Origin of the sequence: Flavobacterium sp. PS2 (assembly GCF_046250155.1) — a bacterium.
Classification (GTDB): domain Bacteria; phylum Bacteroidota; class Bacteroidia; order Flavobacteriales; family Flavobacteriaceae; genus Flavobacterium.
The window spans coordinates 4316029-4331171 of sequence record NZ_CP176426.1 but is presented as its reverse complement, the minus strand read 5'-3'; the positions used below and the strand labels follow the sequence as shown (position 1 = coordinate 4331171).

Sequence of the window (15143 nt, the reverse complement as noted above, 5' to 3'; positions counted from 1 at the left end):
TAATTGGGTTTCAAAAATAGCTAAAAAATAGTTTCTAATAATTGTAACCTTTGTCAAAGTTCAAGTTTAAAGTTGGTCTGTTCATTTTTGTCATTTCAGAAATGACAAGTTTGTGATTATTTTGTGTAAAATTAAAGTTCCTTACACTCTTCGTTTTGAACTTTGACAAAGGTCTATTTGAAATGTAATTACTTTGTACTTCGCAATGGTGATTCCTAGCCCTGATAGAAATGGAAATCCTTTTATGTTTTTTCTTTAAAAACATAAAAGATTGAAATGGATAGCAGGAAATAGCTCCTAATCCTTCGACTCCGCTCAGGATGACAAACTTCGGGCAAAAACAACTGTATCTCTCCAATCGCGATAAGGCATAAAAAAACCTGGCACTAAGTGCCAGGCTCATAATGATTTCCTCTAGGTAAAAACCAAATAACAAATTACCCAAATTCAATGCATTTATCCAAAATATGAAAAATCAAATTAAAAAATAAATAACCAAACTCAATTTTAACTGCCCCAATTTTTCATTTTTTTGAATTCTTAAAATCTTAATTTAAAAAGTTCATTACCTTAAATGATTTTCTGTTTCCAGATTTATCAGTCACAACTACGATAAATAATTGTTTGGTTAAGAAACTTCTGTTTTCTAGCAACAAATTGTTACTATTTTGAATGTTTTCGTAACTTAATACCGATTGTCCGATTGTGTTATACACCTCAACTTTACCGATATTATTTGCTTCGTTAGATATTGCTAGTGCATTATCTTTAAAGTATGCAATTGTTTTATTGCTTGTTACTTCTATCTTATCTTCTGCTTTTATTTTAGCAGTTTGTGATGCAAAATAAGCTGCATATGCTTTAGACAATTCAGATGAATTACCACAAGAAGATGCATCCCAGTTTACTGACCAAGTCATTAAACCTCTTAAAGAAGGATATGGCCCGCCTGGTTGCATAGTGTAGGTTCTTCCTGAAAAAGTAGTTCCGGTTCTTAAGTAATGCACAGCATTAATTCCTTCTGTCGGCGTTAAATAACCGCTACCTGCTGCACTTGGACAAGCTGGTAATGCAATAAGAACTTTTGAGGCTGGTAAACCATCAAAACGCATTCCTGTTGTGCCAATGTTATACCCTTTTATAATCATATCTGTTAGGGCTGTTACCATGTTTGATTTCTTAGCTGAACCATAATATTGACCATCTAATCCGTTTTCTCCTCCTGTATTATACAATTGTACCGCTAACAAATCTAATTCGTTACGCAAGTTTTGAATGATTGGAAGGAAAGAACCAAAAGTATCATTATAGGTAGAATATCCTCCTTGTACATATTGTGTTTCTGGAGCTGCAGTTAATAAAAATCCAGGACCATAGTAAGCTTTTAATTCTTTGAAAGCATCTACTACGTTTTTTAATCTTGGATAAGCAGAAATACCCGCATAAGAAATATCTCTTAAAGCTCCTGCATTAAAATTCATCGATCCACCTTCAAAATCAATATCAACTCCATCAAATTGATACTCATCAATAATTGCTTTTAGACCATTAACAAAAATATTTTTTTGAGTTACATTGTCTAAAACAACATGACCATTTTGACCTCCAATAGAGACAATAACAGGAACTCCGCTATCTCTTAAAGATTTTATATCGTTTTTCAACAATTGCTTATCGAAAACTCCATTGGTCAAATATCGAGTATCATTTGTAGTTAATACTGGTGTATAACCATCACGATTAACTGTTTCTACGAAAGAATAATCGACTACGTTAAACTTACTTCCTACCATTTGAGAAAAATATAAAAATGGAGCACCAGCATTTTCCCAAGAATGTGCATATCCTAAAAGAACTTTAGATGGAAGCGGGATAAATCTATTAGTGCCCACTTGAGCAATTTTAATTGTATTATTTAATGTAGTTACAGCAGCTTTATTATCGGTTGCTTTGATTACAACTGGATAATCCTGATAAGCTGATGGTGTAAAATTATACGTATAGGTATTATTTGTACCTGCTGTCATGTTAAATGTACCTCCATTTATTGTAATCGCAACACCTGAAACCGATCCGTCACTATCAACAGCTGTAACTGAAATTGGCACAACTTGAAAAGAATTTTGGTATATAGTCGTATTCGATGGTGTATTCCAAGTAATTACCGGCAATGAATTAGGACAAGTTGTTCCTGAACATTGTAAAGAGAATGCTTTTGTATTTTCTGCCGTTGTACCACTTGACGCCGTAACAGTTGCTTTCAAGGTATAATTTTTGTTGAAATCTGCTGCAACTGGTGTCCAGTTTGCTACATATTCTGTTCCTGAAAGTGCTGCTGTAATATTTTGTCCGTTAATGTTGAATACAACTGACGAAATAGTTAAGCTGGCATCTACACTTGCAGTTGCTTTCAGCTGAATCGCTGTTCCCGGAGCAATCGCTACAGTTGCAGCTGAAGGAGCTGTAATGGTAACCTGAGGTGGTAAAACTGTATTTGTATTAAAGTTATACACCTGAGGCGTTGTTGGCATAGCAAAGTTTACCAGATTATTTGGAAAATATGCGGTATTATTATTCTCCCAAGCATTTAATTTTAAACTTAAAACTTGTGTATAACCTGCTGTAACTGTATTATCGTAGCTAAAAACTCCTTGTGCATCTGTTGTTGCAATAACACTTTTCCAGTTATGTGTACTATCTGTCCAAGGCACAACTAATTCTACTTTGGCTCCTGATACCGGAGTTGTTCCATTCTTAACTGTTCCACTAATTATAGTACCTGGTGCAACAAGCTCTTGAGTAACACTTAAAACTTTACTCTCTACCAAGCTTTTATCAACTGTAGTCGCTGATGGAGTTTTAGTTTCTGATACTGCAACTACTTCGCTCGGTACGCTTTCGCCTGCAACTTTTAATGGCGCTACTGTTCCTGTACTAAAGTCATAGACTTGTGATGTAGCCGGAATAGGCAAGTTTGTAAGATTAGAAGGTGAATAAGTAACGTCATTATTCTGCCATGAATTCATTTTTAAACTAGCGATGATTGTATATCCTGAGAATATTGCATTATCAAAACTATATTTTCCTTGCGCATCTGTTGTTGCTAGAAAACTAGCATATGGATGTGCATTATCTGTCCAATTAAAAATTAATTCTACTTTGGCACCTGCTACTGGATTTGAACCATTCTTAACTGTTCCGCTAATTTTACTAGCTGGAGCTGCATTTTGTGTAAAGTTTAAAACTTTACTTGCCGTAAGATTGTTATATACCGTAGAAGCTGGTGAAAATGTTACTCCTGCTTTAGCAATTGTTACTGTATAGTTTGCTCCCGAAGGTAAATTAGCAATACTATACGCTCCTGTAGCACTAGATACTGATGTAAATGTTCCTGCTGTAGAAGTTGCTGTAACTGTTGCTCCAGAAACTGCTGTTGCTCCATTCATTACGCTTCCGCTAATAGTATAATATACCGTTTGAGTAAAATTCAAAACTTTGTTTTCACTTAAAACTGAATATACTGTAGATGCTGGCGTAAATGTTACTCCTGTTTTTGCAGCTGTAACTGTATAATTAAGTCCTGCTGTTAAAGCTGTAACAGTGTATGCTCCGCTTGCATTAGTAACTGCAGTAAATGTAGTTGTTCCTGCTGTTGCTGTAACTGTTACTCCCGAAACTGCTGTAGTTCCGTCTAGTACAGTTCCGCTAATAGTATAAAGCGGCTGTGTTCCCTGAATAACAACGTTGGCTTGGTTTGCTACAAGATTTGTTAATGTTACTGGCGTAAAAGTATAGGATGCTTTTAAAGCTGTAACGGTGTAATTTGCTCCTGAAACGACATTGTTAAAAGTATAATTTCCATCTGTAGAATTAACTGTTTGAACAATTGCATTAGTAGCATCTTTTAGCTGAACTGTAACTGTTGGAACTAAATTTGTACCATTTTTTACTGAACCACTTACCGTTAATGTTCCTATAACGGCAGCACTAAAAGTAGTATTTACTTGACCTAATAATGCGTTAGGAATTGCTCCTCTTGTATCTTGAGATAATTCCCAAATCATACCTCCTCCAAGATTTTTGGATTTAATATACTCTGCTTTTAACTCCATCGATTGTTTATCTTCATAACTAATAAACTGATGTAAGGAAGCATTGTATAGGTAAGGAACTTTGGTTGCATTATCCCAATATCTTACCCATCCTGCAGATGCTGCTGCTGGAGTAACCAACATAGTGTTTGGGTCTAAATAAGGATGTGAGTTTGTTACCGGATTACCTACTAAATCGCAAATCTCGATACTTCCTGATTTTTCGCAAGCTGCGGGACCATCCCATGTTCCTGTTGGATTTTGCGGGTTTGTACATCCTGAAACTGCATCTCTTGGTGCTGTAACAAATAATCCTGGCATATTAGGCACTGTATTAGTTGTTCCAACATTTTTAAATATTTTTCCGTAAAAAGGCAATCCCATTACTAGCTTATTAGCAGGAATACCGATAACGTTTAAATATTGGTTTGTTAACTCATCTAATGATTCTGATTGAGTTGCATTGTATAACGGATCATTTGTATTTCCGCTTGGATATAAAGGGGCATTGTAGCATGTTTTATCATACCAGTTTCCTCCAAAATCATATCCAAAATAAGTGATATAATCGCAATAAGTCGAAATATCTTCTGTCATTCCGTATTGTGCTCTATTGTTTGGGCCTAAATATTGTGCTCCTACTTTTCGAACATTATTACCTGCAGCAATTGTAACTAATTTATTAGGCATTGCTTGTCGCATTGCTTTTAATAAATAAACCAAATTCTTGTTATCATCCGGACTGTATTTTTGTGGAGGTATTGGTGCTCCATTAATAACTTCTGTTCCGTCTGTTCCTCCAGAAAGGGGATATTCCCAATCGATATCAAATCCGTCAATAAAAGGATAAGTTACCAAGAAATTAGCCATATCTGCCGCTAAAGCTGCTCTTGCAACCGGGCTTGCAGAAATTGGTGAAAGATCTTGTCCTTTTGTCCAACCTCCTACGGAGATTAAGATTTTTAAATGTGGGTACTTTTGTTTAAGTTTCATTAAATCATAAAAATTTCCTTTTACAGGAGCATCCCACGGTATTCCGCCTTCCATATGCTCAAAATCAGCATAGGTATCCAAACATTTTAATTTGGTATTTTCTGGGTGTGCCGGATCGAAAGTGGTTCCGTAAAAAGAATAATTTAAATGGGTTAATTTACTTCCGTCAATTTTGGGGACATTAAAATCCCTTGCATAAATGGCCCATTGAGCATAGTATCCGACAACTTTTTTATTATGTGCTGGTTGGGCAAATAATACAATCGGAAACAAAAATAATAACAGCAATCTGTAATAATGTTTCATAATTAATAAATAGGTTGGTTAATAAAAAATAAATATCCAATTGGATCAAATGATTGGTAATACAAAAACCAAAAATCACTTTAAACAAATGGTAATCGCTAACTCAGTTACATTTGGGGCAACTGAATCATTTTTAAATTAAAACAGATAAACTTGGGGCTTAGCAATCTTAATTGTAAATCTTTATTATATTTTAAATTTTAATATCTATTTTATCATGGATTCGGTATTCTAAAAATATCCAAACCGAATCTTTACCATAATTTATCTCTCCTGGAAATTCCAGAAGAGATAATTAAATTACTAATTAATTATGGCAACTAAACTTCAACTAATTCAATTATTAATCTAACACAACTTTTAATCTTACTCTATATTAATTTTTTTAAACTTTCATATACTGCTAACTCTACATCTCCATAATCTTTAGAGTTACATTTCTCTAATAATTCATTTAAAACTACTGGTGCAACTGTTGCTTTATTATCTAAAACATTTACTAATTGCTGTGATAAATCACTAAGATTATTAGCAAGTGGTAAAATTGGCTGGATCAAAGGCGCATTTTCACTTAAACTTGTTAGGCTAGCTTTTAAACCAATCCACTTGTTTAAGAATGAAGTTACTTTGGCTTTATTAGCGGCTGATTTGTCTGCTAAATATTCTTTTACAACTGTATCAAAAGCAATTGCATCTGAAGCATCTGGTGTACATGCATCTGCAAAAAGTGTAAATGGTGAATATGTTTGATATTCAACTCCTCCTTTATTTCTCTTATACCCTTTAAGAGGCTCACATACATTAGAGAAATCGGTTAATGCTGCAATGTTTTGATTGTTTGCAATATTTCTTAAGATCACATCTTTGTTTCTAATATGTGTAATTCCTAGTTCTTCTAATCTAAATGAAACAACTGCTAATCTTCTGCGCATGCTGTTTAAATCTGTAATATCTTCTGCAGACCATAATCTTTCGGCTATTGCTGCTGTTCTTGGCCAAAGTCTTGAATCCATGGTTAAAGGCGTTACAAGTTCTGTCCACATTGTAGCTTCTCCTCCTAATACTCTTGCTTTTTCTTCTGGGGTAAAGTTTGCGCTTTTAGGTAATGGATCGTTTAAATAATGTGCTTCTACTCCTTGAACTAAATCAATATAATAACCATTAGATAAGACTGTTTTATAACCATTTTTTACAGATTCTGTTAATGATTTTCCAACTGCAACTCCTTCATTTGGTCCTCTCCATGCGTGAATAATTGCATCTTTAGACATATCTTTTGTCATAATCTCTTCCCAACCCATCAATTGTTTACCATGTTTTTTAAGCATCGGAACTAATTGCATCGTAAAATAAGTTTGCAAATCATGATTGGTTACTAACTTATGTTTCTTTTTAAACTCTTGTATCTTAGGGTTTGAATCCCAGTCTTTACCTTCGTTTTCATCTCCTCCGATATGAAAGTATGCACCTGGAAATAACGGACATGCTTCATCAAAAATCTCGCTTAATAATTGGTAAGTTTTAGGATTAGATGGATCTAATGTTGGACTGAAAATTCCTGCATTACGCTCTATACTATATGTAGAGACTACTGCTGCTTTTGCACTACTCTCTGAAGTTCCATTAGATATATTTACTACTTTACTTCCTATTTCTGGGTAAGCTGTTAAAATAGCTGATGCATGACCCGGAACATCGATTTCTGGCACGACCAAAATTCCTCGCTCATCAGCATATTTAACAATGTTTTTAATTTCTTCTTGTGTATAATAAAATCCATCTGAAGCTAAATCAGTAAGTTTAGGATGTTTCTTTAATTGTATTCTCCATCCTTGATCATCTACTAAATGCCAGTGAAAAACATTCATTTTCATAGCTGCCAATGCATCAAGGTTTCTTTTAACAACATCTACTGGTTGAAAATGTCTTGCAACATCCATCATTAAACCTCTCCATGTGAATCTTGGAAAATCTGAAATTTGAGAAACCGGAAAGTAGTAAGACGTACTATTGTTTTGTAACATTTGTAACAACGTTTCAAGGCCATGTAAAGCTCCTAAATCACTTGTTGCATTAATTGTAATTTTATCTTGCTTTATATCAAGATGATAACTCTCGTCTTCATATAAACCAATTTTACCACTTTTGGTGCAATTTATTTGTAATTGTGCTGTAGGTGCTGAATTAAGTTTGGTCAAAAAATCTTGCTCAAAAAACAATCCTGTTCTACCGTCTAATCTTCTTAAAAAACGAGTTGCCCCGCTAAAAATTCTCGGATTAGGGTTTCCTGTAATATTTATTCTAAAACCTTTAGTTAAAGCAAATGTACCCTCGGATAAATTTATTGTTTGTGGCCATGGCATAAGGTTTAATTGCTCTTTTTTTATTTGAGCATTAGCTACTATACCTGAAAATAATAAAATCAATATATATTTCATATTTTTTGTTGTAAAAGAGTCTTTTGCAATCAATACATATTGACTTAAAAACTCGGATAAAAACAAAACTCAGAATAAAACCTAATTGAACCTCTTTATCACCAAGGTATCACTCTGAATTTTGTAACTTAAATTATTCTAACTCGTGTAATCTTTTAATAATCAAAACGTTTAAAGGCTTCGATTGCTTCGTATTCGGCAAGTCCTAAATCATCGTATAAAATCGCTGTGTTTTTATTACGATCTTCAGCTCTTACCCAAAACTCTCTAGAGTCGTTTCCTTGAAACATTACTCTGTCTTTTTGAGATTGGTGGTATAAAATAGCGTGACGTTTTAATAATACTTCCGATGGGCTTAATGGTACTGCCATGTCTATTTCATGTATATCCCATTCGTGCCAAGCGCCTCGGTACAACCATAACCAACAATCATCCATGAATGGTTTTGGTTTTAATTCTTTCATTGCCGCAAATATGGCATTCAGACATACTTCGTGTGTGCCGTGTGGATCTGCTAGATCTCCTGCTGCAAACACTTGGTGTGGTTTTATTTGTTCGATAATGTCCTTTACAATTGCGATATCTTCTGGACCTAACGGGTTTTTCTTGATTTGTCCTGTTTCATAAAATGGTAGATCCAGGAAATGGGTATTACTATCTTTTAATCCAATATATCTTGTAGCGGCATAAGATTCTCTTCTTCTTATTAATCCTTTTAGTTTACGAACTTCTAATGAATCAATCTGATTCTCTGATTTATTGTTCAAAAACTCTATTACTGATTTAAAGTTTATTTTGGTATCTGCATCTGTTATAAAATCATTACTTACTTCTGCAAATTTTAATGCCTCATCATCGGTAACGGCAATATTTCCTGAGGTTTGATATACTACATGTACATCATGCCCTTGCTTTATTAATTTTGAGAATGTTCCTCCCATCGAGATAACATCATCATCTGGGTGTGGACTAAAAAGGATAATTCTTTTCTTGGCTGGATTGGCTCTTTCTGGACGGTGTGAATCGTCAGTGTTTGGCTTTCCTCCTGGCCATCCTGTAATGGTGTGTTGCAATACATTGAACATATTAATGTTCAAATCGTAAGCTGAACCTTCCTGAGCCAATAAATCGGACATTCCGTTATTGTTGTAATCTCTGTCGGTTAATTTTAAAATTGATTGTTTTGTTTTTTGGCATAGCCAAACAATCGCTTTGCTTTTTAATTCCTGATTCCAAATACATTCTCCTACCAACCATGGTGTTTTAAAACGGGTTAATTCAGATGCTGCCGATTGGTCCAGAACAAATGTTGCATTGCCATGATTTTGCAAAAAGGTTGCCGGAACTTCTGAACTGATATCTCCCTGAATGGTTCTCTTGATGATATCGGCTTTGTTTTGTCCCCAAGCCATTAGTACAATTCTTTTAGATCTGAGAATTGTAGATACTCCCATTGTAATGGCCCTTTTTGGCACATTATCAATTCCGTTAAAATCGGAAGAAGCATCTACTCTCGTTATATGATCTAAAGTAATGATACGTGTTCCTGAATTTATGTGTGAACCTGGTTCGTTAAATCCTACGTGTCCGGTACGACCAATTCCTAATAATTGGAAATCGAGTCCACCAGCATTTTTAATATTCATTTCATAATCAATACAATATTGATTTAACTCTTCGATTGCAACGGTACCATCTGGAATATTAACATTATCCGGATTGATATCGATGTGATTAAAAAGATGCTGATGCATGAAATGGTGGTAGCTCTGATTATTCTCTTTGGTCATTGGATAGTATTCATCCAAATTAAAAGTAATAACATTACTAAAACTTAATCCTTCTTCATTGTGCATTCTAACTAATTCTTCATATACTTTTATAGGTGAAGAACCAGTGGCTAAACCTAGTACACAAGATTTGTTCTTTTCTTGTTTAGATCTAATTAGTTGTGCAATTTCCTGCGCAACAATTATTGATGCTTCGGTAGAGTTCTTAAAGATTTCATTGTGGATTTTTTCAAATCGTGTTTCTTCAAACTTCCCAGCACTTTTATAGCTAATGTCAGGTTTAATTTCTATAGCACTTTTCATTTTATATTTTTTTATACTATTATATAAAGACATGCGTGTTTAAAAGTGGCATAAGTAATTTTCATTACTTATGCCACTTACACTCTTTTTTAAAAAATCTGTTTTTAATTAAAAGTTTGGACCTGTAGTATCCCACCAAAGTCTAGTTGCTCCATTATCTGGACCTCCAAGTTTTGCAATTCCTGTTTGAACACCTCCGTTATTAAGTGCTTTTTCAGAATCTGCAAAAGGTAGCCTTCTAACACCTAAATTAGTATCGATAATACCTCCACTTTTATTATTAGATATTGGAAACAATTTCGGATAACCTGTTCTTCTAAATTCAGTCCAAGCTTCTTGTCCCTCAGGAAAATTAGCAATCCATTTTTGAGTGATAATTTTCTGTAATTTAATTTCATTAGATGCAGCCTCATCCCAAGCTACTGTAACTTTATTAACTGCTGCAATACTATTTTGACTTGCTATACGGTCAACATAATCTTTGGCCATTTTTGTGTTATCTGCTAAATAACTATCAGCTCCAGATACCCCAACTTGTTCAAATGAAGCCTTAACACCCAATTCATATAACGTTTTAGCATCTCCTCCCATGTTCCAGCCTCTTAAAGCACCTTCAGATCTTAAGAAATAAACCTCAGCAGTAGTCATCCAAACATTTTCCCCCGTTCTTGCAACTGCTCCAGTTTGTGAAGTCCCATTATACATGGTATTACTTGGATACTCAATACCTGTTCTTACTCCAACATATTTATCAGGAAATTGTACCGATTTATCAAAATATTTTGCAATTCTAGGATCATCATACCCAGTCAGTATAGATTCCATATCAGCTCCCATATATAAACCATCCCAAACATGACTAATTACATCAATAGGGTTAAGATTTTGTGGTGATTTTATCTTCATAACATCATCATTTGTGTTCATAACTCCTAATTGATGATTAACGGCTTTTTCTGCCTCAATTTTAGCCAAAGCCGGACTAACTTTAGCAATACGCATAGCTAATCTTAAACGCAATGAATTGGCATATTTTACCCATTTTTCATAACTTCCTTTATAAGCAGACAAATCCGTTTTCTTAAATTGTTGCTCTTCTCCAGATTTTACTCTAGCTGTTAAATCTGCTACTGCTATATCTAACTCTTTGAACATTTGATTATAAACTTGCTCTTGAGAATCATATCCAATTGGAACTGTAGTTTTTCCATATTCAGAGTAAACAACAGGTCCATACATATCCGTTAATCTTTGCATTGATGCAACTTTCAATATTAACGACCATGAATAAAACTGATCTGCAGTACCTTTGGATGCTACACCAATTTTTCTAATATTCCCCATTAAATTAAGATAACCATCATCCCAAGCTGTACTAGTCCAACCAGAGTTCAAAGCATAATCGTGATTATTAAAGGCTCCAAATATAACTGGTGTAGTCATGTAGCCCGACCACATGTCTCCTTGTAAGTTTTGTTGAGTTTGATACTGCCAAGTAACGTCAATAATTAAAAATCTATTAAAAATTGGAGCAAATAAACTTCTAATATGATTATTATCTTGCATTAATTGCTCTTCACTAAATCCGTTAGGATTAGTATTTATCTCCTCGAAACTATCTGAACAACTAAATGTTGCCAGTAAAGAGAAGCATATCGCTGTTCTTTTTATTTTATTTGATATCATGATTTTATTAAGATTAGAAAGTGAAATTTAAATTAAGACCTATACTTCTTGTAGATGGCAAGCCATAAATATCTACACCTTGTAAACCTTGACCAGTACTTAATGCAATATTTGGATCAAAAGGTGCATCTTTATAAATAAAAAATAAATTTCTCGCAATCAATGAAACACTTGCTGATTGTAAAAATGGAAGTGATTTAGGATTAAAAGTATAACCTATAGAAACCTCTCTAACACTCACATTTGTAGCATCATATACATATTCACCTGTAGCTCCGTTTCTACCGGCAATATTAGTATAATAAGCTTGTGCATCCATTGTAGTAATAGGCGCACCTGTTACAGCGTTAACACCATTAACTTTAACACCTCCAGCATTTCTAGCATCTCCTGTTGCTTTTGAAACTCCATTGTAATCATTTATTGATTCTGTTAAGCTTAAAACATCCCCTCCAAAACGACCATCAATTAATATACTTGCAGTAAATGGACCATATTTAAATGTATTTGAAAGACCTAGCATAAAATCAGGGTTTGCATTACCAACTTCCTCAAAACCAGGATTTCTTTGTACAGTTCCGTCAGCATTAATCAATATTCTACCTTGTGCATCTTTTTTTAAGTTAATTCCTTCAATTACACCAAAAGGTCTACCTTCTATTATAGAATATCTGTAAGTATTATTTCCAGAAGGAGTTAAGATAATTTGACCTCCCTCAGTCGGTATATCTTTAACTAAATTTTTATTTTGAGAATAATTTACTGTTGCATCCCAAGAAAATTTATCAGCTCTAACGATTCCTGCATTTAAAACAACCTCAAAACCTTCGTTTTGAATTTCTCCTGCATTAAGTGCGAAGTTACTAAATGACTGTCCACTTGAAGTTTCTGCAGGAACTTGTATTAATTGATTTTTAGTTTTTGATTTGTAATATGATAACTCAAATCCTAATCTATTATTAAACATTCTCCATTCTGTACCTAGTTCAATTTCAGATTTTAATTCTGGTTTTAAAGTTTCACCTGCTCTAGGTCCAACTCTTGGTATAGTTACAACACCTCCAATTACTGAATAAAACGGAACAGTTAAAGTAGCAGGAATATCATTACCAACTTGAGCATAAGTAGCACGCACCTTACCAAAGTTTATAAAGCTAGGTAATGTTGTCATTTCACTTAAAATAGCACTTAAACCAACTGATGGATAAAAGAAACCTAAATTATCTGTATTTACTAAAGTAGATGACCAGTCGTTTCTTGCAGCTAAGTCTAAATATAAATAATCTTTATATCCAAAAGTAGTTGTAGCAAAAACTGATTGTACTTCTCTACTAGACCCGTTTTGTGCGTTTAAGAAATTATCTGTAAAGTTTCCTAGTGTAAACCAGTTTGCTTTAGATAATCCTTCTCCACGACCTGAATCTAAAACATATCCATTTGATTTAGAATTATTAAGACTAATCCCAAATGTAGAATTGAACGAAATACTTTCAGAAAAACGTGTATCTATTTTACCTAACAAATCAGCATATGTTTGTGTTGTTGTTACATTCGTGTTAATATACCTTCCTGTTATAGGAACAAGTGCAGTATTTGACGTTGCAAACATTTTTTTCTCAAAACCATTCTCTGAACGATTATAACTGAATCTTGAAGTTAAATGAAACCATTTTTTAATTTCATAATCCAAAGCAATAGATCCATTAAAGAAATTACTAACATCCTCTGACTTATTTCTATTAATTAACCAATAAGGATTTTGATAATATTCTGAAATCTGAAAAGGATAATTTTGCGCCATAAGGTTTCTTACTGGGTCATAAACCTCAAATGTCTTTAAATCATTAAAATTTGTCCCTCTTGGATGTTCATAAACACTTGTTAAAGGATTAAAATATAATCCATTGATAGGTCTATTATCTACATTTTGTACAATATAGTTACCAGTTACTGCAACATTTAATCTATTATCAAAAAATGATGAAGTTTGGCGAATACCAAAATTATTCTTTCTAAGATTGTTTCCTGGCATTACACCAGAAGCGGTAGTATTTGAATAAGTAAGAGATGTAGATGCACCATCAGTCCCTTTACTAAAACCAAATGATGTAATTTGAGTAACTCCTGTTTCAAAAAAGTCTTTCACATGATCATCAGTTTTTCCAGCTGCACCCCAAGTTAAAGTTGATCCTGGAGCTGCTACATAATCTGTTTGAAATTTTGGTAAATAAGCAGCTGTTTCGAATGTAGTTACAGAATTAGCTGTAAATACTTCTTTTCCAATTTTAGCTTTTTTAGAAGAAAGCAATATTACTCCATTTGCACCTTGGCTACCATATAATACTGATGCTGCAGCTCCCTTAAGAACTGTCATACCTTCGTAATCGTCAGGATTAATAAGCGAAACAACATCTCCTCCATCTTTATTACCACCCGCAGTATCTCCAAAAGCATCATTTGGCTGTCCTCCACCTGCATTAGACAATGGAATACCGTCTATTACATAAAGAGGTTGTGTATTAGTAAATGAAGAATTCCCTCTAATTAACACTTTAGTAGAACCTCCTGTACCTCCTGAACTTTTAGTAACTGCAACACCCGCTATTTTACCAGCAATAGTATTAATAACGTTAACATCTCTTACTCTGGTTAACTCCTCAGCTTTTAGTTCCTGAGTAGAATAAGTTAAAGATTTTTTTGCTTTTTTTATACCCAATGAAGTTACAACAACTTCATTCAAAGCATTAGAAGCTGCATTCTTTAACTGAACATTAATTGTAGTAGCATCACCAACTACAATATTTTGTGTTTCTAAACCTACATAAGTAAAAACCAAAGTTTGGCCTTTCTGAGCATCAATAGTGAAAACACCATCAAAATCAGTAACAGTCCCTTTTTGTCCCCCTTGCACTGCAACGGAAGCCCCTGGCAACGGCATTCCATCAGAATCTGTAATCACACCTTTAATATTTTTTACTTGTGCAAGCGAAACCTGCGCCGTAAAAACAATCATAAAGATTAAGAAAATTTTTTTCATGTTTATTTATTTTTGTTAGTTATGGTGTAAATTTATTCTTAAGAGATTGTTAATAAAAATAAATTATACCAACAACAACAAACTTTAAACAAACGACATAAAATAATCAATAATACGTTATACGAAAACGTTTTCCTTGTATGTATTATGATGTATTTTGTATTTTTTTTAAAGCTTAATGTAAAAAAAAGTTGATTTCATTAACTAATCATTTAAAGTCATAAAAAACTTTTTTATCACATCTTAAAATTCACTGCTAATTAATACTAAATCAATAAAATAAGGAGTTACCAAGAGATTAACTCACATTAAATTACAATCTGATTTTATACTATTTTCAATCTTGTATCCGATTAAAACACGTTAAATGCAAGTTCTATAAACTCTTTTAACATAAAAACTCATGAAAAAAATACCCCAAGATTAAACTTCTTATTACTAAAGATTCTAGGTTTAATTTCTATAGCACTTTTCATTTTATATTTTTTTATACTATTTA

The 15143-nt window shown here is 33.5% G+C and carries 5 protein-coding genes; all 5 read right to left on the bottom strand.

Annotated elements, in window-relative coordinates:
* Positions 1 to 548: 548 nt before the first annotated feature.
* Complete coding sequence (chiA, locus tag ACJ6WR_RS19100; protein WP_409416140.1) at positions 549 to 5390, bottom strand: T9SS-translocated chitinase ChiA; 4842 nt, start codon at positions 5388 to 5390, stop codon at positions 549 to 551.
* A 371-nt stretch (positions 5391 to 5761) separates the two neighbouring features.
* Positions 5762 to 7828, bottom strand: a complete 2067-nt coding sequence (locus tag ACJ6WR_RS19095) for a beta-N-acetylhexosaminidase (RefSeq protein ID WP_409416139.1) — start codon at positions 7826 to 7828, stop codon at positions 5762 to 5764.
* A 155-nt stretch (positions 7829 to 7983) separates the two neighbouring features.
* The gene (gene nagB / locus ACJ6WR_RS19090; RefSeq protein WP_409416138.1) at positions 7984 to 9921 is read right to left on the bottom strand and encodes a glucosamine-6-phosphate deaminase; all 1938 of its coding nucleotides are present in this window, start codon (positions 9919 to 9921) and stop codon (positions 7984 to 7986) included.
* A gap of 108 nt (positions 9922 to 10029) precedes the next feature.
* Complete coding sequence (locus tag ACJ6WR_RS19085; protein ID WP_039112754.1) at positions 10030 to 11607, bottom strand: RagB/SusD family nutrient uptake outer membrane protein; 1578 nt, start codon at positions 11605 to 11607, stop codon at positions 10030 to 10032.
* Positions 11608 to 11620: 13 nt separating this feature from the next.
* Positions 11621 to 14644, bottom strand: coding sequence for a SusC/RagA family TonB-linked outer membrane protein (locus ACJ6WR_RS19080; protein WP_039112755.1), 3024 nt, complete (start codon positions 14642 to 14644; stop codon positions 11621 to 11623).
* Positions 14645 to 15143 lie beyond the last annotated feature (499 nt).

Coding starts and splice junctions, on each gene's coding strand:
- ACJ6WR_RS19095 (WP_409416139.1), bottom strand. CDS start 7,828: ATGAAATATATATTGATTTTATTATTTTCAGGTATAGTAGCTAATGCT.
- nagB (WP_409416138.1), bottom strand. CDS start 9,921: ATGAAAAGTGCTATAGAAATTAAACCTGACATTAGCTATAAAAGTGCT.
- ACJ6WR_RS19085 (WP_039112754.1), bottom strand. CDS start 11,607: ATGATATCAAATAAAATAAAAAGAACAGCGATATGCTTCTCTTTACTG.
- chiA (WP_409416140.1), bottom strand. CDS start 5,390: ATGAAACATTATTACAGATTGCTGTTATTATTTTTGTTTCCGATTGTA.
- ACJ6WR_RS19080 (WP_039112755.1), bottom strand. CDS start 14,644: ATGAAAAAAATTTTCTTAATCTTTATGATTGTTTTTACGGCGCAGGTT.